Origin of the sequence: Sphingobacterium detergens (assembly GCF_003610355.1) — a bacterium.
In the GTDB taxonomy this organism is placed as follows: domain Bacteria; phylum Bacteroidota; class Bacteroidia; order Sphingobacteriales; family Sphingobacteriaceae; genus Sphingobacterium; species Sphingobacterium detergens.
On sequence record NZ_RAPY01000004.1, the window covers coordinates 367,589 to 388,109 of the forward strand.

A 20,521-nucleotide genomic window follows, 5' to 3' on the forward strand; every position below is an offset into this window, starting at 1 on the left:
AGGATGAAGATACAAATTTTGATGCTCAATTCTAGCATTCGGCTATGAGGCGAAAACGTATTGCAAACAATAACAAGAAGATGAATAAGAAAAGCCTCAGGGAATGAATGCCTGAGGCTTGTCAGAAATTAGACTTAATGATCTGTTATTTTTCTTTTTAAATAGTTGTAGATCTCGATCTGCGAGCGGCAAGGCTCCTTTTTATTTTCGACGTAGTGGTTGCTTAGGGAGTTGTTCAGAATGCGAGCTTTAACATTATCGGTTAGTTGAATGTAAAGCATTTCCTTTAAATCTTCCTTGATTTTTTTACTGGTGATTTTTACAGCAGCTTCAATACGATGATCTAAATTTCGGGTCATCCAATCCGCCGAGGAGATATACATTAATTCTTTACCGGCATTGTAGAAATACATGACTCGGGCATGTTCCAAATATTCGTCGACGATTGAAATTGCATTCATCGGGGATTTAAATGTTTTCTGATTCATCGCGCAATAAATACCGCGGATAATAAGATCTATTTTAACTCCAGCTGTTGCAGCATCATAAAGCTTTTTAATCATATCTTTATCACTCAGCGAGTTTACTTTGACAATGATAGCTGCTTTTCGACCAGCCTTAGCTTCTGCGATTTCCAGATCGATAAAATGCAGCAATTCCCTGCGCATATCAATTGGACAGATCAATAAGCTTTTACAGTTTTTGATCATCTCAGCGGGGTCTGATTTTGGTCTTCTGAGGTAATTGAAGACTTTATTAATATCCGCAATGACATCTCTATTGCTCGTCAACAAGCAGTAGTCCCCATATAATTTCGCCGTTTTTTCATTGATATTACCGGTGCTGACAAAGCCATATTGAATTGTTTTTGCGCCAGTCCGCTTTTTGATGACACATAATTTGGCATGTACCTTTTTATTAGGAATTCCTGTTAGGACCTTGATACCTTCCAATTCAAGTTTTTCTTTCCAGTCCAGATTATTCTCCTCATCAAATCGCGCCCGCAGTTCAAGCATGACCGTTACTTCCTTGCCATTCCGGGCAGCATTTATCAATGCATTGGCGACTTTGGAATTCGAAGCTAAGCGATAGGCCGTAATCTGTATCGTTTTTACATCGGGATCCATTGCTGCTTCACGTAGCAGGTCAATGATAGGCCGAAACTCATGATAAGGAAAGGAGAGCAGAACATCTTTCTTCAAAACTGTATCGGTGACCCGTTCATAATTTTGAAAATAGGGATGTGGAAATGAAGTTCTCTCTTGTGGTTGATGATAGGACTTAAACACATTGGGAAAATCCATGAAATGCTTGAAATTATGGATCTTTTGCCCAGGTATGATACTATCTTTTTTTGATAAGTTGAGTTTTTTGATCAGAAACTCGACGAGTTTTGGATCCATCTCCTGATCAAAGATAAAACGGGTCGGTTTACCTTTCCGTCTATTTTTGACGCCTTTGCTTATCTTTTCAACCAGCGTTGTATTGATGTCGTTATCGATATCGAATTCTGCATCTTTCGTGACCTTAAACACATGTGCATGGAATACATCGAAACCAAAATAGGAAAATATCAACGGAAGATTGAACTTAATGACATCTTCAAGAAGAATAATATGTTTTTCATCCTTTGGTGCCGGCAATTGGACGAAGCGTCCGTTCTGGCTGGTGGGAATTTCAATTAGTGCAAACTTAGTCTCATATTGCCATTCGCTTTTTCCCATGGCGATACCTAAATAGAGGCTTTTGTCACGGATATAAGGCATTGGACGAACATCATCTAGAATTAACGGAATGACATTCGACTCCACATCATCCTGATAATACTCACTGACAAACTGCTGTTGCTCTGGACTAAGCTCTTCACTCGTCTTGATAAAGACATTTTGCTTGGCCATATCCTTTTGGATCCGATTCCAGGTGTTGTCAAATTTCTTTTGCTGTTTGATTACCCGAATATTGAGTTCTTCTAAAATCAGTTGCGGATCTTCATAAAAAGATTGATTGGCACTTTTGTCCTTGAGGTCGATGGCACGTTTAAGGCCTGCCACACGTACACGAAAAAATTCGTCCAGGTTATTGGAAAATATACCTAAAAATTTGATCCTTAAAGGCAAAGGTACAGTCTCATCTGCAGCCTCTTGTAAAACTCTGCCATTAAAGCTCAACCAGCTAATATCTCTAGGAATAAATCTTTTCGCCATAGCTAAATATACATAAATTTAAGAAGCAAAACTATAGGTCTAGGCGCGATAAACGAACTTTTTCGTGTTAAAGAATTATTAATTTATTTTTTCTTCATCTACTTCCAAAAAAATACCCCAAAAAGTGCGAGACCTTTTGGGGTGAACAACATCGTTGACTGTGTTGTTATTTCTTTTTTCCGTATTTTTTTGAAATCTGGACCGCTTTATACTTGGTGCCGTCAAAATGCGGGGCATCAATTGCTAATGTTGTAGGGTAGGGGGCCGTACGATCGAAAAAATATACGGTGGTCGTACTGCCATAATCGTTGACCGGCAGGAGCTCCAGACAGGCTGTATAATCTGCATTCAATAGGTCGCCTACTGTAACGGCATAGATACGGATAATCCCACCTTTATTTTGCTCATTCCTAACAAAAGCAACTTCCTTAAATCCGCCAGGAAGATCTTCGATACTTTTCTGATTGAAAGTATCTTTTAAAATAAAACCCAACAACACTAAAACCGGGATGACCAAAAGCCATACCTTTTTATTCTTCTTCATTAAAATACGCTTAAATAGTAATGTTTATATCCAATAATTTATAAAATTCTTTTAAGATGGCCTGATGTCCGGGCCAAGCAGGAGATGTGACCAGGTTTCCATCTACAACAGCCTGATCAGCTGGAATATTTTTCCAGATACCACCCGCCAATTCAATATCCGGCCCTACGGCGACATAGGCTGTCAATGTACGCCCTGTCAGAACCTTTGCTGCTGTCAATACCTGAATCCCGTGGCATATTGCTGCAACAGGCTTATTCTTTTCAAAGAAATGCCTGGTAATTTCCAATACACGTTGGTTAAGACGGATATATTCCGCCGAACGGCCACCTGCAATATAGAGTCCATCGTATTCTTCAGGGTTGACCTGATCAAAATCTTTATTGATCGCAAAATTATGACCCCGTAGTTCCTTATAGGTTTGATCACCTGTAAAATCATGTACCGCGGTAGGCACCACATCGCCCTTTTTTCGGTCAGGGGCAATGGCATCAACTGCTATTCCTATTGATCCCATCGCTTGAAATGGAACCATCGCTTCGTAGTCTTCTACAAAGTCTCCAACAAGTAATAATATTTTTTTTGCCATATCAAAAACCTCTTTTAGTAGGTTCTGAATTTACATATTAAAAGAGGTTTTTACAATGGTTATTTGTTAATCTTTTGTTAACCTTGAACCAGTGATTTTTCAGCAAGAGCACGTTTAGTCTTACGTACTTTAGCCTCAAGCTGGCTTCTCAAAGTGGGATTGGTAATACCTTTTCCTTCCTCAAAATTTTTATGAAATTCAGGTAGGGAGAACGAATCCAGGATATCAGCACCATCCCAGGTAATTCTATTGACTGCAGCATTTAACACAGTTGAACCACCCATTGGACCCGGAGAAGTAGCTAATAGGAAAACAGGCTTACCATTGAAGGTTTTGCGATTCGGAATCCGTGATACCCAGTCAACAATGTTTTTGTAAGCTGAAGTATAGGAGCCATTATGTTCCGCCAGTGAAATAAGCAAGAAATCCGCAGCATCCATTTTTGCTGCAAAATCATGCGCTAATTGTGGAATGCCCAATTCTACTTCCTTGTCATAAGAATAAATAGGCATTTCAAAATGATTGAGGTCAAGAAGCTCTACACTATCATCAGCTTCTTTGTAATATTTGGAAGTACTTGTTACAAAAGTTTTATTGATAGAATTCTTATTACTTGTTCCTGCAAATGCTAATATTTTCATCTGTGTATCAGTTTTAATTTTTAAACTGGTCAAACTTACAACATAATCACAAAAAAAATGTCAGCAAAATGTCTGCTAGGGGCATAATAGCCTATTTATTGACCTAGGTCAATGAAATGCGAAGCGTTCGTACATCCCGAGTAATCCGGTGAGCCCACCTGTATGAACAACCAGTAGCTGATCTGCTGGTGTGAAATAATCTTTTTTGATGAGATCATCTACAGCATAAAGCAATTTTCCGGTATAAGTAGGCTCGATCATAATCCCTGTACTGCTGATAAAATGCTGTGTGAATGCAAGGAGTTCAGGTGTAGTCTTAGCATACCCTCCAAAATGATAGTCCAGATGTAAAATAGGTGCGGCAAGATGGGGGTAGAGTTGAGCAACTTCATCATTGATAAAGCTGCCGTTTTTGAGTACGGGTACCCCGTGTATCTGGGTGAAAAGATCTTTTTTGTCAATTGCGTTGGCAATTCCGGCAAGCGTAGTTCCGGTACCACAGGCGGTAAAGATATGTTGGTAGTCCTGTTGGAGCTCATCGACAAGTTCGGCACAGCCTTTGGCTCCCAAGAGGCCATAGCCTCCTTCATGGACATAGAAGGCCGTTGGATCCTGACCGAAATAGTCGCTATAGAGCTTTTCTTTGCCCCTATAGGAATCCCGATCTACATAAATAAGGTGCATCCCGAATAATTGACACATGGTCAGAACCGGATTATTAACCTGTTCATCACCTCTGACGAAAGCTGTCGTTTTGAGCCGGAATGTTGCTCCTGCACAAGCGGTCGCTAGCAAATGATTGCTCCATGCACCACCAAAAGTAACGATATGATTTTTTTGGAGCTGCAATGCCTCCTGAAGATTGTACTTTAATTTTCGCCATTTGTTGCCCGAAATAAATGGATGGATCAGGTCGTCTCGCTTCAGTGTTACCTTGATGTGCTTTTTTTCCCATAAAGGTAATGTGACTTCTGTTTCGGGGCTATGGATTTTGAATGGCAACATAACATTAAATGAAAACAAATTTAACGAAAATTGTTTCATTTGGTTTATTTTTGTAGAATGACAGAACAAATGGGATCGCAAGATCAAGAAGAACAAGAGTTATTTGAACATCTACGCATTGAAGTGGATAAGGGGCAAGCTTTACTCCGTATTGATAAATATCTGATGAATAGGGTGGAAAATGCGACAAGAAGCAAAATTCAGCATGCCATTGAAGCAGGTTCTGTCATGGTTAACGGAAAAGAGATCAAGGCGAGCTATAAAGTCAGACCAGAGGATGTCATTACGTTGGTATTACCAGATCCACCACGCGATAATGAGGTTTACCCCGAAAATATTCCGTTAGACATAAAATACGAAGATGACGATGTCCTTATTGTAAATAAAGAAGCTGGGATGGTTGTTCACCCAGGTTATAATAATTATACAGGTACATTGGTTAATGCATTGACTTATCATATACAACAGCTGCCACAGTTGCCGGGAAATTCAGACCGTCCCGGTCTGGTACATCGAATAGACAAAGATACTTCCGGATTGTTGGTGATCGCTAAGAACGAAAAATCGATGGCATTTTTGGCTAAGCAATTTTTCGATCATAGCATTACCCGTAAATATATTGCCTTGGTATGGGGTGATTTGAAAGAGGATGGAACGATTACTGGTTACATTGGTCGTCATTTGAAAGATAGACGTATTATGGCCATGTACGATAGTGAGGACAAAGGAAGATGGTCCGTGACGCATTATAAAGTACTGGAACGATTGGGTTATGTGACTTTGATCGAATGCCAGTTGGAGACGGGGCGTACACATCAAATTCGTACGCACATGCAATCCATTGGTCATCCATTGTTTAATGATGCGATGTACGGCGGGGATAAAATATTAAAAGGAACTGTCTTCTCAAAATATAAGCAATTTGTGGACAATTGCTTTAACCTGCTTCCGCGACAGGCGCTTCACGCACAGGTATTGGGATTTATTCATCCGACTTCAAAAGAAAATATCTATTTTGAGGTACCATATCCTGAAGATTTTCGTTTAGCTTTAGAAAAGTGGCGTGGTTACGCCGCAAATTCCATGGCTGTAGAAAATGATTAAAATTTAGAAAACAAATAAAGATGCCGACAAACTATATCAATTTTAACGGCAATGTAGTGCCGGAAGAACAGGAAATATTTAGCGTAGAAAATAGAGGCTTTCGCTATGGTGATGGATTGTTTGAAACCATGTTGTATAAAGATGGTGATATTCGTTTTCTGAACTTTCATGTAGCGCGCTTGCAACAGGGGATGGAATTGATACACCTTGATGATGCGAATCTTTTTGACGAATTTTTTATCCGTTCAAGATCGGAGGAGCTGATTCGTAAGAATAACATGTTGGGACAGCAGGTTCGTATTCGATTGATTGTATTTCGGATGGGTGGTGGATTATATAGTCCAACCACAAATAAACCGGGATTTGTCTTGCAGGTACAACGCATAGAACCCAATCTGCGAGATAAGAAAGTCGGTCTGATCGTGGGCTTATATAGTGAGTTCAAAAAGCCTTATAGTGATTTGTCAAAACTAAAATCGCTCAATTCGCAAATTTATGTACTGGCGGGTATCTATAAGAAAAAAATGGCCTTTGATGATGTATTGATCTTAAATCAGGAAGGTTACCTTTGTGAGTCCTTGACCTCAAATATCTTCGTGTATTACGAAAAAATATTATATACGCCTGCGCTATCCGAGGGATGTATCGAAGGTGTCATGCGACGGGTAGTGATGGATATGGCACGGTCTGAAGGGATTGAAGTTGTGGAGGCACAAATAAGCGCTGAAATCATGAAAAGAGCGGATGAGATTTTTTGTACCAATGCGGTACAAGGGGTGCAATGGGTCATGGGCTACAAGCAGAAACGCTATTTCAACAAGATATCACGGATATTGCAAGAAAAATTGCTGAGTTGGAATTATGATTCAAACGAGGAGCAAAGCTAAGTTTGCAAGAAATAATTGATAAACATACAAAAAGCCAAGATTAATCTTGGCTTTTTGTATGTACTATTCTGATGATCCAGTGCTCAAAAGCCTTTTTGAAGTCAAGGAGGAAGTCTTTTGTTTTTTGTAATTCAACTTTTCCGCTCCCGCCGATACACTCTTTTATATTACCAAGATAAGCTTCGGGTTGCTGCATGGGATAGATATTGACAAATACCAAGGACTGCCGGATATGATGGTTTGCACCGAAACCACCATAAGCTCCTGTCGAAGAGGAGATGATGGCTCCCGGTTTGCCATCCCATTTATTCTTCCCGTATGGCCGGGATCCTACATCTATTGCATTTTTTAGTACAGCAGGTACGGAGCGATTATATTCAGGTGTAATGAACAGAATAGCATCCAGTGCTGCGACCTCTTTACGAAACCGGATATAACTTTCGGGCGGATTGCCTTCGTCGTCAAAATCCTGATTGTATAAGGGAAGATCACCAATTTCAAGAATACGATAGTTAAACTTATTAGGTGTTTGTTCAAGAATAAAATCAGCTATCTTTCTATTATAGGATTGTTTCCTCAAACTGCCGACGATGATTCCAATGCTGTAAGTATTCATACTCAAGTTCAATTAAAGTATTAATAGTATTATTGGTTGAACAATTTGCTCCCTAAAAAGTTTCTCTGTTTTTGAATGTAAAAATAAAACTAAGTTGTTTGTGCTGAATAGATTAAGTTTTTGTTAACAAAAATTAACATTTATCATTTAATCTTTTGCATACAGTTTGTTGTCGTATTGTAAAGAATAAATTACAAAACTAAGGGAGGAGCTACTTATGAAAAAAATGTTTTACACCGCTGCTATCATTGCAGGTCTTTTTGTGGCTGGGACAGCTGATGCACAGGTAAGTATCAGCGTAAATATTGGGAGTCAGCCAAGTTGGGGACCGGTGGGTTATGATTATGCCCGTTATTATTACATGCCTGAATACAATATGTATTATGATGTACCCGCGAGATGTTATGTTTACTATGACAATGGAGGTTGGATAAGAAGGGCGAGTTTACCAAGAAGATATCGGCATTATGATTTTTATAGGGCGCATAAAGTAGTGATCAATGATCGCACACCTTGGCATCACCATGACCGTTATAGAAGCAGATATGGCCACTCACGGGGCAGACAGGTTTCTATCCGGGATAGTCACCATGGACGTAGTGGATATTCCTTTGCGAGTGAACGTAGTGTAAGACGAGATCATTCCTGGGGTGAGAGCAATAGAAGACATAACGATAGAGGAAGAGGGCGTGGGCGCGGATACGGAGATAGAGATAATGACCGACACGAGCACGGACACAGAGGGAGACATAGAGATTAATTGGATGTGTCTAGTTTGAGTATCTTAATCGTTTAATAGGAAAGGGACTTGTCGCAAGACAGGCCCCTTTTTTTATAGCATTGATTTTGGCTGAGTTAGTCTTTTGTATAGTGTAATTTCTAGATAGATGCTAAAATTTTATAACGATATGTTCAATAAAATAAAGTGTAAGGAATAAATCACAGGATATAAAGCGTTGATTCATGAAAATTATCTTAATTTTGCGACAGGAGCATAGGAAGTGACTTTAATAAAGTAGGGCATTTTGTGTGCAAAAGATAGCATGTGGCGTGTAAGTTAATTTATGTAATGGGAAAAGTAATTAAATCAAGCTTTGTATTGATGGGCTTGGGAATAGCTAGTTTAGGATTACAGTCTTGTAATCAAAACAGTGGTAAAAAGGAAGAAAAGGGTGTTACTGTCGATTCTGTACAGCACAAGAAAGATAGTCTAATTGTTGTGCAGGATTCTATTACAAAAGTGGATTCGCTGCGCAAGGATTCCATTACCAAAATGGAGGCGAATGTTTCCTATAGTGGCGCCAAAGATACCACAGTTTTATTGACGGACTCTGTTTCGCCGCGATATATTTATCTTACTTTTGATGACGGCCCGCTTAATGGTAGCCAGTATTTGGATTCTATCGCAACAGCGAAGGGTATCAAGATCAATGCATTTTTGATTGGTGAGCATGATAAGATGAGCAAAAAATTACACGGCTATACAGAGCGGTATAAAAATAACCCGCTGGTCGATTGCTACAATCATAGTTATTGGCATGCGCATAATAAGTATAGTACATTTTATTCAAATCCACAGACCGCATTTGAAGATTTTGAATTGGCAGAACAATCTCTGGGCCTGGAGCACAAAATCGTGAGACTCCCCGGAAGAAATATCTGGTATGTAGGGGATCGTAAAAAAGTTGATCTAAAAAGCGGCGCTTCTACCGCAGAGCTACTGCACCAAAACGGTTATAAAATTATGGGGTGGGATTGCGAATGGAAGATTAATGGTGTGACAGGTAAACCGGATTTGTCAGTTAACCAGCTGTATACACAGATGAAAAACTTGCTTCGTAAAGGTACATCCTACACAAAAAATAATGTTGTCCTGTTGACCCATGATAATATGTACCAAACGAAAAAAGGACAGAAATTACTGTCAGATTTAATTGATAGTCTTAAACAACATCCGAACTATCGCTTTGAGTTTATGCGCAATTATCCACAATAGGGAATTTACACAATCTATATAATTTAGCCCTAAATCAGTAGTATAAGATTACTGGTTTAGGGCTAAATTTTTATAGGGGAAGAATTCCTCTTCTTAGTTTTGTTTGCGTAGATATTTTGTCAATATGACGATTGTCTGGCCTTCAATTTTTCCTTCGATCTGCTCAATATTATCAGCTACTAATCGGATATTTTTAACCACAGTACCTAAGGTTGCTTTGAGCGAAGAGCCTTTTACATCCAATGTTTTTGTAAGCACAACCGTATCGCCTTCTAATAATCGCTGTCCGATGCTATCTTCATGAAAAGAAACGTAACCGTCGTTTTCATGATCTCCGGTTTTCTTTGCCTCGGCTAATGTTTCATCATCAAGGTAGAGGATATCGAGTGCTTCGGAAGCCCAGCCTTCATTTTTCAGACGATTTAACATGCGCCAGCAGACAATCTGTACAGCAGGGATTTCTGACCACATGGCATTCGGTAGAAATTTCCAGTCTTCAGGATTTAATTGCTCTGTTTTGTTGAGCTGGTTGGCCAATGTTGCTGAAATCAGTAGGGTGTTATCCAAAGTTGAACTGGTTTCCGGAGGTAATGTATAGGTTATTAAGTCCGTTACAGTGTCTGTCAGCTCACATTTTCCGCCAGCTCGCGCTAGTAATTGTTCTTCTAATTTCATATCTGTTTCTATAAAAGCCCAAAAATAAGAATATAAATTGTAGTAAGTTGTCGTTGCTAAAATAAAGCTGGTCTTTCTCTAAAAAAAATAGGATGAGCTGTTATATTGGTACTGAATTTGTACGCTAACGAAGTTGGAAAAGATTATTAACTGAAATAAATATACAAATCATATGAAATGGCAAGGAGGTAAACAAAGTGGCAATTTTGAGGATCGTAGAGGTATGTCCGGTGGTGGAAAGCTAGCATTGGGAGGTATAGGGGGGATCATCGTATTGGTTATTGGTTTTCTGATGGGTGGCGATCCCATGCAGTTGTTGCAACAGGCGCAAAATATGGGTGGGCAAACGGAGCAGTCTGGGCAACCGCGTGAACTGAACCCTGAGGAAAAGAGGTTAACTGAGTTTTCGTTGACTGTACTTCAGAGTACAGAAGATATCTGGGCTAAGCTATTTAAAGAGCAAATGCAGCAAAATTATACGCCAACTACCCTGGTTTTTTATGATGGTGGTACGCAGACAGACGGTTGTGGGATGGGACAGGCTTCGTATGGGCCATTTTATTGCCCTGGAGATCAGAAAATCTATTTGGACCTGACCTTTAACCGCGAACTTTCCGATAAATTTGGTGCCAAGGGGGAATTTGCCATGGCTTATGTTATTGCACACGAGGTAGGGCATCATATTCAACAACTGGTCGGATTATTACCTAAAACCAATCAAGCCCGCGGGAAACTAAGTGAACGTGAAAACAACAAGATTTCGGTCATGACTGAACTTCAAGCTGATTTCTATGCTGGTGTATGGGCGCATTACCTCAATGAATACACGGATATAAAAATAGATTATAACGATATCGTGGATGGTATGAAAGCCGCAGAAGCGGTAGGGGATGATAAATTACAGACGGCTGCGCAAGGCTATGCTGTTCCAGAATCTTTTACACATGGAACCTCAGCGCAACGAATGACTTGGTTTAAAAAAGGATATGACTCAGGGGACATGCGCGCCGGAAATACGTTTGAGGATCCAAGTCTGAGATAGTAAGAATAGATTCCATAAGTGCTACCAACTGTAGTATGGTAAAGATAAGCCCTATAAATTTTTATGGGGCTTTTTATTGGACCAATAAATTACAGCCTCGAATATCGCTTTGGTCAAAACGCCCCAGTATCTCAAATGAACCATCCTGATACACTTTTCCGAGATCCTGTGTTGCTATAAATGAACAAGAGTAGCGGTTGGCTAAGTCGATGACATTAATGCCTCCGGTTCTGTCGGAGGAAATTAAACTCAAAGGATCATTTGTATCGCGAATTAATACTTTCATCCATTTGGGCAAATGGAAAATCCCTTGACCCGAAGAGTACCCCTGTGACAATAATTCGGTCATGCCATATTCTGAGTGGATCCCACTGACCTTAAAAGCATCCTCAAGCAGTTGGTGAATTTCCTGTTTCACCATTTCTTTGCGTTTACCTTTCATTCCGCCAGTTTCCATGATAATCAGTTCCGGAAATTCAAAAGCATATTGCTCAATGAAATCAAGCAAGGCATAGGTGACACCAAAAAGGATGGTTTTAGTTCCGTTATCTTTTAATTGAACAAGTGTATCATATAGCTCCTGATGATTGTAGAGGAAATAATTACTCTCCGTTTGTTTACTCTGTTTCATCAAATCATCGATCATGTAGATCAGGGACGAACCACTTCTTTCCAGATAGGATGGGAGTAGGGCCAAAACAGCGATATCCGTAATCGGTCCATAGAAATCTTCGAATATACGTCGAAAAGTTTGCTCATAGATGGATACATCGGCAACAAGATGTTTGGATGTGACCATACCTGTTGTGCCTGAGCTTGAAAACACAATTTGGGGATCCATTCCGGCAGCCAGGACTTTTTGTGTTTTGAAAAATTCTATCGGCAGGAAGGGGATCTCGCTATAATGCTTGACTTGATTTTTTTCTTTACCTATCAGCGAAACATAGTCTCGGTAAACCTGACAATGCAGCAGTTGGAAGTGATAAGTTTCTAAACAATGTTGATTAAAGTCGTCTTCTGTTTGAATTGCAAAAAAATCCGTCCAATTCGTCATAGCATTTAAATTTTGATGGACAAAATTAGCTAAAATTTAGAAATATTGAGGGGATATCGCAAACACTATTTATTTGACAAAATCTAAAATTTGGATGGATTTTTCATTATCTTCTTTTAAATAAATTGCAATAAATTTGGCTTCTCTGATTTGAGAATTGTTATTAAACATTAGGATCTTTACATTTTTTGGCTCATAAAACGAGTCGCCAGATTGTAATAACTTTGGTTTTTGTCCTGCTATTTCAAAGGTAATTTCACCCTCAACGACAAAACCGATCACTGGACATGGGTGGAAATGTGCGGGTGCTTTTTGCGCTTTTTTTAATGTGATTTTTTGCATTTCCACCTGATGCAAATGCTGATCTAGTATAATATGTTGTAAATCTTCTCGTTGAATTATGTTTTTCTGAGCTTTACAGGAAAAAGACAGTAGCATCAGAAGTAAGATAAGTGTCGATTTTATTTTAGAAAATTTCATTGCTTATTAAGATCTAGTTCAACAAAATAACGGTCGATATGATTATGATTTTTTGGCGCTATTGCCAAAATGATCACTATTTCAGCACGATGGTTTGCTATCTGATGTATATTAAAGGGGGGGATTGAGAATGTATCTCCCTTAATTACAGTCTTAACATCAATGTCCAATTGGTTTTTGGGGTGAAATAAAGTTGTTGTTAAGATTGCGCTTCCGGAAAGGATATAATAAATTTCAATTCCCTTTTTGTGATAATGTGCGGGCAAGACCTGATTTTTATTGAGCGCAATAATGAACAAAGACATGCTGTCATCCCCTGTTAAGAAGGCGACTTTTTGCATGATCGCTTCAGCTTTAGATACTTCTTTAAGAGATCGGAACGCATTTATGATTTCTACCATTTTAAACGTGATTAAAGGTTTGCATTTCTCCGTTGCCAAAAGACCAGTCGTGCTTTGAGTTTTCGAGGAGTACGATGATGACGTCTTGAGGATTGATAGGGGTGGAATTGGAAATATTTAATGAAATTTGTCGATACAATTTTCGTTTTTTGTTGACATCTCTACCAATGGCAGCGGTTATTTGAATATAAACAATATCTTTTGTATGTTTTATATCTAAATATTCCTGCGGGAAACGAAGTTGAGGAGAACTTACAGATTCTATAATATGGAAAAAATCATCTTTTGGAATTTGAAATTCGTCCATTAATGCACGATGTACACTATTGGAAATTAAGTCCTGTGTATTTATATCGTAATTTTCTGATAATGTAATTCTTACTAGCGGCATGGTAATGAGTTTTGATTTCATTACAAAAATCCATAAGAATATTTACTTTCTATCTTGATATAGATCAAGACTTTTAATTCTTGACAGCGTCTCTGGACGAATTTTTAGATAAGATGCAATAAGATGCTGTGGGAAATCCTGCTCGATCTGTTTACGGGTTTGAACCAATTCTAAGTAACGGTCTTTGGCCTTCAGTTTAATTAACGCTGTTTCTTTGAAGCATTTATTGATAAACAATTGGTCGGAAATTTTTTTAAAAATATAGGCCCAGGGCTGTTGTTTCACCAATTCGACGTATTGGGTTTTATCAATCACAGCGATCTCCGCATTAGCATAAGCTTTGATGAAAACGGGGGAGGGTACGTCCGTTAAAAAACTTCGATAAGATGTAAGGAGACTTTGTTCTCCATATAATTCGCTAACAATAAAATTAGCGTCAGCGTCTTCGAAATATCCATATAGGGTGCCACTTTGGACAATACCAATGTAATTGCAAATTTCATCTTCCTTTACAAAAAAATCATTCTTCTTGACTTGGATGATTTTACTTTGACTCTTAAATAAAGCTAAATCTTCTTTGGTAAGCATAATTCAAGTATTATATAAATGTAGAATATTGATCCAATAGAGCTAAATGAGGAGAAGATGGGTAGGGAATTTCTGATGCGTCTAACTGAATATATAAGTTGGTGTCAAGATGAAGATATCCGACACCAACTTTAGTTATGCTACAACATACCACCATCAACAGGAAGAACCTGTCCAGTGACATATGCGGATAAATCAGATGCAAGGTAAAGACAGGCATTGGCTACATCTTCTGGAGATCCAGCACGTTTCAAAGGAATTCCAGCTTCCCATGTCGCGATCACTTTAGGATCCAATATATCTGTCATTTCTGTACGGATAAATCCAGGAGCGACAACGTTTGCACGAATGTTACGTGAACCCAATTCTTTAGCAATGGATTTGGTGAATCCTATGATACCAGCTTTGGAAGCGGCATAATTTGATTGACCAGCATTCCCTTGGACGCCAACAACGGACGACATATTGATGAAAGAACCTTTACGGTTTTTCATCATTATTTTTGAAGCAGCTTTTGTAACATTAAATACGGATTTCAAGTTGACGTTTAAGACGTCATCCCAGTTTTCTTCCGTCATACGCATAAGCAGACCATCTTTTGTGATGCCAGCATTATTGACTACGATATCCAGGCTTCCAAAATCTGCAACGATTGCATTGATTAATTGTTCTGCTTCTTCAAATTTCGAAGCATCAGAACGGTAGCCGATTACTTTTGTTCCGTAGGCTTGAAGCTCTTTTTCTAGCGCTTGTCCCTTTTCTACAGACGAAAGGTAAGTGAAAGCAACATTGGCGCCGTGTTGTGCAAACACTTCCGCAATTTTTCTTCCAATTCCTTTTGATGCTCCAGTTACCAAAGCAATTTTTCCTTCAAGTAGTTTCATATAAGAGTGTAATGTTATTCGTTGATGTTTTTGCAAAAATGTTAAAACTATATTATAACACAAAATCTTTCGATAAATAACGATTCAAAAAGCAATGGGCTTTTGTCTTATTTTAGATTATTTATTCCCGTATCGATGAACGATATCCTATGTATGGCCTTAGAAAACTGGAAAAAGTAGAATTTCGGTTATGCTTAGGATTATTTTAATAAATCAATGGTATTTTTGAATAAGTGTTTCTAAAAAGTACAGTTTTTTGACAAAAGACTTGGGGGTTTACCAAAAACTATATTAAATTTGCATCAATCACAAAAACATGAGCAAAAAATCAAATAAAGAAGTTGACGTTGTTCTAATCGGCGCCGGGATTATGAGTGCTACTTTGGGTACTCTAATCAATGAATTAAGCCCAGACGTTAATATTGAAATTCTCGAGCGTTTGGATGTTGTGGCGGCTGAGAGTTCTGACGCTTGGAATAATGCTGGTACAGGTCACTCGGCCTTGTGCGAATTGAATTATACACCGGAACAAAAAGATGGTTCCGTAAAAGTTGATAAAGCTGTTAAAATTGCTGAGCAATTTGAAGTTTCTAAGCAGTTTTGGTCGTACTTGGTTGATAAGGGTATTATTGCCCAACCGGAGAACTTTATCCGTAGCATTCCCCATATGAGTGCGGTTTTTGGTGAAAAAGATGTGAAATTCCTGAAGACAAGATGGGAAACAATGAACACCCAAACCTTGTTCAAAGGCATGGAATATACCGAAGATGCAACGCTATTGAAGTCATGGATTCCTTTGATGATGGAAGGGCGGGATGCAAGTGAGAAAATCGCTGCAACCAAGATGGATTTAGGTACCGATGTGAATTTCGGTTCATTGACACGTGATTTGATTAATAACCTAGCAAACAAAGAAAATATTTCAATTTCCTTAAACCACGAAGTTGTTGATATCGAACGTGAAGACGATGGCCGTTGGGAAATCGAAGTGAAAGATTTGAAAACGGGGGTAAAGAGGGAGCTAAAAGCGAAGTTTGTTTTTATCGGCGCTGGAGGTCACTCCTTGTTATTGCTGGAGAAATCTGGTATTCCAGAAGCAAAAGGTTACGGTGGATTCCCTGTAGGAGGGCAATGGTTGAGATGCGTAAACGAAGAAATTATCAATACGCACCATGCTAAAGTCTATGGTAAAGCATCTGTTGGCGCGCCACCGATGTCTGTACCGCACTTAGATACCCGTTATATCGATGGAAAACAAGCCTTACTTTTCGGTCCTTATGCTGGTTTCTCAACCAAATTCTTGAAGCAAGGTTCTTATTTTGATTTGCCTGCATCGATCAAATTATCCAATATCCGTCCGATGTTATCGGCAGGACTTGACAATTTGCCGTTGACCAAATATCTGATCACGGAAGTCATGAAATCTCCTAAAGATAAATTGGAGTCGCTGAAACAATTTATGCCAACAGCTAAATTGGAAGATTGGGTTATTGAGAAAGCCGGTCAACGTGTTCAGGTGATTAAAAAGGATGAGAAGAAAGGTGGGATTTTGGAGTTTGGTACAGAAGTGGTTTCAAGTGCAGACGGTTCTATCGCTGCGCTATTGGGAGCTTCTCCAGGTGCATCAACTTCGGTAGCGATCATGATCAGTCTATTGAAGAAATGTTTCCCTGAGCGTGCTAAATCAGATGAATACCGCAAGAAATTACGCGAGATGATTCCTTCGCATGGCAAAGCGTTAAATGATGATGCTGAGCTTTGTAGAGAGACGCGTATCCGTACGCATAAAGCGTTGAAATTAATTGATATAGATTAATTTCAATATACAATATACTTATGGGGTGCTCGGAAATGACAATGTCATCTGGGCTGAGATTATACCCAATAAAAGCGATTGTACGACCTTGTGCAATCGCTTTTATATACCTGATCCGGATAATGCTGGCGTAGGGATTTTAATTTCAATAAAAACATCCGTTTTTTCCGCTCATAAGTTTATTATGTAATTACACGAACTAATAAACAATTGAATGACTTCTGATACAATTTTCGAGGCTTTTATTCAACAAATGCAGCAAGCCACCATAGCTGAATGGCTGGGGGTATGTTTTGGTATCTTGCAGGTTTGGTTTTCAAGGCAAAATAAATCGATCAATTACCTCTTTGGGATAATAGGCATTATTATATCCGTATATGTATTATTCCATGCAAAATTATATGCAGAAATCTTGTTGCATCTCTATTATCTGGTGATGAGCATCTATGGCTGGATCTATTGGAAATATAGCAGTGATACGATCGTTCCGATCAGTCGTAATACAGCCAGAGATTGGCAGATTGTTGGTTTTATCTGTGTAGTCGGTTTCCTATTGTTCTATTTTGGTCTGGTGCATTTAACTGATTCGGATGTTCCGTTATGGGACTCTTTTGTTTCCTGTACAGCCTGGGCGGGGATGTGGCTGCTGGCAAAGCGTAAACTTGAAAATTGGATTTTGTTGAACATCAGTAACCTGATGGCAATTCCCTTGCTTATACACAAAGGTCTATTCCTTTATGCTGGTTTAACCTTATTTTTATTTGTGATGGCTTTTAGTGGCTATTTTAATTGGCGGAGAATATTAAGTGATGAAAAAAAATATGCAACTGACTGATGCAGCTATCGCTGTTCTAAAAGATCAGCAACGTAAAGCAATTCAGCAAAAGAGTTTGTCTGATGAGCAGCTTGAACTGATATACCTGAACAAGTGGTTTAAAATCTGGGTACCACAATCCCTGAATGGCTTGGGGCTGGATCTGGTTAGTGGGCTTTCCCTGTTGAAGGCGCTGGCCTACCAGGACGGGGGATTGGCCTGGACGGTAACTTTATGTGCGGGAGCGAATCTTTTTGTTGGTTTTATTGGTCCTGAAGTTGGGCAGGATATTTTCACTTCAAAACAGGTATGTTTTGGAGGAAGTGGGCAGATTGCAGGCATCGCTGAGCGTGAGGGCAAGTCTTATCGCTTGAAAGGGCTTTGGAAATATGCTACTGGAGCACCCCACCTGACACATTTTACCTTGAACGCCTATATTCAGGCGGATGGACAACAACTGTTGGATCAGGATGGAAATCCACTTGTAAAATCTTTCTTTGTCGCGCGTGAATTTGCATTGATTCATTACGATTGGGATACCTTCGGCCTTGAGGCGACGGCATCGCATTCTTTTTCACTAGATAATATACAGGTAGACGAAAACCAGTCTTTTTTTATTGATGCCTCAAAAAGTACACGACCTGAGCTACTCTATCAATACCCTTTTATGCCATTTGCAGAGTTGACCTTATTGGTGAATTTTATGGGGATGTACCATCGTTTTTTGGATCTGATCGAGAAGTTATTTGTATTGAAGTCCAATCAGGGGAAATGGGAGCAAATGGAAAGTAAAGCTGCTTTCCGAAAATTGGATGAAATGCAAAAGGACTATATCGCGAGAGCGCATTCTGTAATGGATTTGGCTGCTCGTTCTTGGGAGAATCTCAAGGATAAGGTTGATAATACCTCATTATATGAGCGTATAGCGATAGAAAGTAGAGACTTTGTGGAGATTATTTTGTCCAATGTCATTAAACTCTATCCCCATACGGGGATTTCGGGCGCAGCCGCTGACAATGAAATCAATATTTTGTTTCGGAATATATTTACGGCATCTCAGCATAAATTACTGCAAAAGAATTTGTCATAAACGTCGGGCTAGACAAGCATGCTGCAATAGAATTTTAGCTGGATATCCTTGAAGAGCTTGGAGTTATAATTGTTAAATAAAAAAGACGATCAATTGATCGTCTTTTTTATTGTTAAATAGGAAGTGTCCCCGACGAGATTCGAACTCATATCGTCAGAACCGGAATCTGAAATTCTATCCATTGAACTACGGGGACGTGTCGCAAAGATATACTATTTTCTAGATCTTACAAATAATCTTTGCTATAAAATTTAAACTTTTGAACGGGGAATTTCCGGTGTATATCTCTCGTGGTTTTTGACCTCACTGCTTTTATAATTTGCGTCATTCCGCTTTTCTGCGCTAACTTTTTGTCTATAAGCAATATGTATTCAAGTGAGCCCTTGTTGTACACTACGATGTTTATTCGCTGGCTTTATTCTGAGCTCAAATTCCTTTTGGGATTCAAACTGAAATAAATATAATCGAATCTAGTTTCAGCAAAAGTAGGGCAAAGAATCTTGTCGTTAAATCGATAACTAAAGTTCATGAATTGTCCCAGGGGCAAAGGATAGCGAATACAATGACTTGCATAAACATGTTAGCTGATTACGATCTGGGATGGTATTGTGTGATGATGGAGTGGAGGTAATCCCGATCAATATGGGTGTATATTTCGGTTGTCGTAATACTTTCATGCCCCAACATATCTTGTACAGCTCTTAGATCAGCACCGCCTTCAACGAGATGGGAGGCGAAACTATGCCTAAAGGTATGGGGACTGATTACCTTTTGTAGTCCAATTTTTTGAGCAAGCTCCTTAATGATCAGGAAGATCATAACCCTAGACAAAGCCGAACCTCTTCTGTTCAGAAATACAATATCCTCATTCCCATTCTTGATCTTAATATGTGGTCTAATGGAATCTAAATAAAGCCTGAGATGTTTGATCGCTTGTTGGCCAATCGGAATCAGTCGTTCTTTGCTACCTTTACCTTCCACTTTGATAAATTCTACGTCGAGAAACAAATTGGAGATCTTGAGATTGACGAGTTCGGACACACGTAATCCACAACCATATAAAACTTCAATAATTGTTTTATTGCGCTGCCCCTCCGTGGAAGAAAGATCTATGGCAGCTATCAGTTGATCGATCTCATGAATACTCAGTACACTAGGGAGTTTCCTCGCAAGACGTGGAGCCTGTAGCAATTCTGTTGGATTATTATCTAGTTCATGTTCAATGATCAGAAAACTAAAAAAGGTTTTTAGTCCGGATATCAAGCGGGATTGTGTGAATGGTGAGATATTGAACTCCTGTAACCAGTGTAGAAAATCCTGAATATCTTTCCTGACAATTTTGTTTAAAAGGAGTCCGTTGTCCTCACAATAGATTTGGAATTTGGAGACATCGTTGAGGTAAGCCTCGATCGAATTAATGCTCAAACCCCGTTCGAACTTTAGAAATTGCTCGAATTCTTTTTTAATGACCTGCCAGTTGCTAAAATCCATTTGCAACAAAATTACAATTAACTATTGTTCTTTTCGAAAGATATTCTGTATTTTTAAACGTGTTTTTTACAAACCATAAGCTATAGCAATGATACGCTCCATCCCATAAGGGATATTAATAAATATTATTTATCTGTATTTTACTATTTATCGGGACAATTGGTCTCCAGTTCCGTTTACCCTAATATAAACAATTAGCAAAAAATAAC

General features: G+C 39.0%; 22 protein-coding genes and 1 tRNA gene. 8 read left to right on the plus strand and 15 right to left on the minus strand.

Translation table 11 applies throughout. From position 1 onward, the window contains the following. Positions 1 to 134 precede the first annotated feature (134 nt). The 5 genes from ppk1 to DFQ12_RS20060 form a co-directional block, all read right to left on the minus strand. Complete coding sequence (gene ppk1, locus DFQ12_RS20040; protein WP_120260817.1) at positions 135 to 2,204, minus strand: polyphosphate kinase 1; 2,070 nt, start codon at positions 2,202 to 2,204, stop codon at positions 135 to 137. Between the two features lie 166 nt (positions 2,205 to 2,370). Continuing rightward, the gene (locus DFQ12_RS20045; RefSeq protein ID WP_120260818.1) at positions 2,371 to 2,748 is read right to left on the minus strand and encodes a hypothetical protein; all 378 of its coding nucleotides are present in this window, start codon (positions 2,746 to 2,748) and stop codon (positions 2,371 to 2,373) included. A gap of 10 nt (positions 2,749 to 2,758) precedes the next feature. Next, complete coding sequence (locus tag DFQ12_RS20050; RefSeq protein WP_120260819.1) at positions 2,759 to 3,337, minus strand: DJ-1/PfpI family protein; 579 nt, start codon at positions 3,335 to 3,337, stop codon at positions 2,759 to 2,761. Positions 3,338 to 3,414: 77 nt separating this feature from the next. After that, a complete protein-coding gene (locus DFQ12_RS20055) occupies positions 3,415 to 3,978 on the minus strand; it encodes an NADPH-dependent FMN reductase (RefSeq protein WP_120260820.1) in 564 nt (187 codons plus the stop codon). 108 nt (positions 3,979 to 4,086) lie between these two features. After that, complete coding sequence (locus DFQ12_RS20060; protein ID WP_244211803.1) at positions 4,087 to 5,022, minus strand: 1-aminocyclopropane-1-carboxylate deaminase/D-cysteine desulfhydrase; 936 nt, start codon at positions 5,020 to 5,022, stop codon at positions 4,087 to 4,089. A gap of 18 nt (positions 5,023 to 5,040) precedes the next feature. Here DFQ12_RS20060 and DFQ12_RS20065 point away from each other — a divergent pair, with 18 nt between their 5' ends. Together DFQ12_RS20065 and DFQ12_RS20070 are read left to right on the plus strand one after the other, a co-directional pair. Further along, positions 5,041 to 6,087, plus strand: coding sequence for an RluA family pseudouridine synthase (locus tag DFQ12_RS20065; protein WP_120260821.1), 1,047 nt, complete (start codon positions 5,041 to 5,043; stop codon positions 6,085 to 6,087). Positions 6,088 to 6,107: 20 nt separating this feature from the next. Further along, entirely contained in the window at positions 6,108 to 6,974 is an 867-nt protein-coding gene (locus DFQ12_RS20070) for an aminotransferase class IV (protein ID WP_120260822.1), read from the plus strand. 40 nt (positions 6,975 to 7,014) lie between these two features. Here the strand turns inward: DFQ12_RS20070 and DFQ12_RS20075 are convergent, their stop codons facing one another. Beyond that, complete coding sequence (locus DFQ12_RS20075) at positions 7,015 to 7,590, minus strand: NADPH-dependent FMN reductase (protein WP_120260823.1); 576 nt, start codon at positions 7,588 to 7,590, stop codon at positions 7,015 to 7,017. 217 nt (positions 7,591 to 7,807) lie between these two features. Here DFQ12_RS20075 and DFQ12_RS27975 point away from each other — a divergent pair, with 217 nt between their 5' ends. Continuing rightward, on the plus strand, positions 7,808 to 8,350 hold the full coding sequence (locus DFQ12_RS27975) for a hypothetical protein (protein WP_147420447.1): 543 nt from the start codon (positions 7,808 to 7,810) through the stop codon (positions 8,348 to 8,350). Positions 8,351 to 8,659: 309 nt separating this feature from the next. Continuing rightward, positions 8,660 to 9,586 (plus strand): polysaccharide deacetylase family protein, encoded by a 927-nt coding sequence (locus DFQ12_RS20080; protein ID WP_120260824.1) that lies wholly within the window; start codon positions 8,660 to 8,662, stop codon positions 9,584 to 9,586. 93 nt (positions 9,587 to 9,679) lie between these two features. Here DFQ12_RS20080 and DFQ12_RS20085 read toward each other — a convergent pair whose 3' ends face one another. After that, a complete protein-coding gene (locus DFQ12_RS20085; protein ID WP_120260825.1) occupies positions 9,680 to 10,261 on the minus strand; it encodes a PhnA domain-containing protein in 582 nt (193 codons plus the stop codon). 172 nt (positions 10,262 to 10,433) lie between these two features. Between DFQ12_RS20085 and ypfJ the strand changes: the two genes are divergently transcribed. Next, positions 10,434 to 11,303 (plus strand): KPN_02809 family neutral zinc metallopeptidase, encoded by an 870-nt coding sequence (gene ypfJ / locus DFQ12_RS20090; RefSeq protein WP_120260826.1) that lies wholly within the window; start codon positions 10,434 to 10,436, stop codon positions 11,301 to 11,303. A gap of 73 nt (positions 11,304 to 11,376) precedes the next feature. On the opposite strand, the gene DFQ12_RS20095 is transcribed toward ypfJ, so the two are convergent. From DFQ12_RS20095 to fabG, 6 genes are all read right to left on the minus strand, one after another. Continuing rightward, the gene (locus DFQ12_RS20095; RefSeq protein WP_120260827.1) at positions 11,377 to 12,357 is read right to left on the minus strand and encodes a LuxE/PaaK family acyltransferase; all 981 of its coding nucleotides are present in this window, start codon (positions 12,355 to 12,357) and stop codon (positions 11,377 to 11,379) included. 69 nt (positions 12,358 to 12,426) lie between these two features. After that, positions 12,427 to 12,837: a cupin domain-containing protein gene (locus tag DFQ12_RS20100; RefSeq protein WP_120260828.1), complete on the minus strand. Its 411-nt coding sequence runs from the start codon at positions 12,835 to 12,837 to the stop codon at positions 12,427 to 12,429. Then, positions 12,834 to 13,238 carry a cupin domain-containing protein gene (locus DFQ12_RS20105; RefSeq protein ID WP_120260829.1) on the minus strand — a complete coding sequence of 135 codons (405 nt, stop codon included), beginning with the start codon at positions 13,236 to 13,238 and terminating at the stop codon, positions 12,834 to 12,836. The genes DFQ12_RS20100 and DFQ12_RS20105 overlap by 4 nt, the downstream gene beginning before the upstream one ends. Position 13,239: 1 nt before the next feature. Next, positions 13,240 to 13,650 (minus strand): tautomerase family protein, encoded by a 411-nt coding sequence (locus DFQ12_RS20110; RefSeq protein ID WP_208642591.1) that lies wholly within the window; start codon positions 13,648 to 13,650, stop codon positions 13,240 to 13,242. A gap of 21 nt (positions 13,651 to 13,671) precedes the next feature. Beyond that, positions 13,672 to 14,217: a Crp/Fnr family transcriptional regulator gene (locus DFQ12_RS20115; protein WP_120260830.1), complete on the minus strand. Its 546-nt coding sequence runs from the start codon at positions 14,215 to 14,217 to the stop codon at positions 13,672 to 13,674. A 140-nt stretch (positions 14,218 to 14,357) separates the two neighbouring features. Next, a complete protein-coding gene (gene fabG / locus DFQ12_RS20120) occupies positions 14,358 to 15,101 on the minus strand; it encodes a 3-oxoacyl-[acyl-carrier-protein] reductase (RefSeq protein ID WP_120260831.1) in 744 nt (247 codons plus the stop codon). Between the two features lie 316 nt (positions 15,102 to 15,417). Between fabG and DFQ12_RS20125 the strand changes: the two genes are divergently transcribed. The 3 genes from DFQ12_RS20125 to DFQ12_RS20135 all read left to right on the plus strand — a co-directional run bounded on the left by DFQ12_RS20125 (position 15,418) and on the right by DFQ12_RS20135 (position 18,821). Further along, the gene (locus DFQ12_RS20125) at positions 15,418 to 16,917 is read left to right on the plus strand and encodes a malate:quinone oxidoreductase (protein ID WP_120260832.1); all 1,500 of its coding nucleotides are present in this window, start codon (positions 15,418 to 15,420) and stop codon (positions 16,915 to 16,917) included. A gap of 214 nt (positions 16,918 to 17,131) precedes the next feature. Next, positions 17,132 to 17,752 carry a nicotinamide riboside transporter PnuC gene (pnuC, locus tag DFQ12_RS20130; protein ID WP_120260833.1) on the plus strand — a complete coding sequence of 207 codons (621 nt, stop codon included), beginning with the start codon at positions 17,132 to 17,134 and terminating at the stop codon, positions 17,750 to 17,752. Then, a complete protein-coding gene (locus DFQ12_RS20135) occupies positions 17,727 to 18,821 on the plus strand; it encodes an acyl-CoA dehydrogenase family protein (RefSeq protein WP_120260834.1) in 1,095 nt (364 codons plus the stop codon). The genes pnuC and DFQ12_RS20135 overlap by 26 nt, the downstream gene beginning before the upstream one ends. A gap of 124 nt (positions 18,822 to 18,945) precedes the next feature. Here the strand turns inward: DFQ12_RS20135 and DFQ12_RS20140 are convergent. Then, a tRNA-Arg gene (locus DFQ12_RS20140) sits at positions 18,946 to 19,017 on the minus strand. Between the two features lie 392 nt (positions 19,018 to 19,409). Then, entirely contained in the window at positions 19,410 to 20,312 is a 903-nt protein-coding gene (gene xerD, locus DFQ12_RS20145) for a site-specific tyrosine recombinase XerD (RefSeq protein WP_120260835.1), read from the minus strand. Positions 20,313 to 20,521 lie beyond the last annotated feature (209 nt).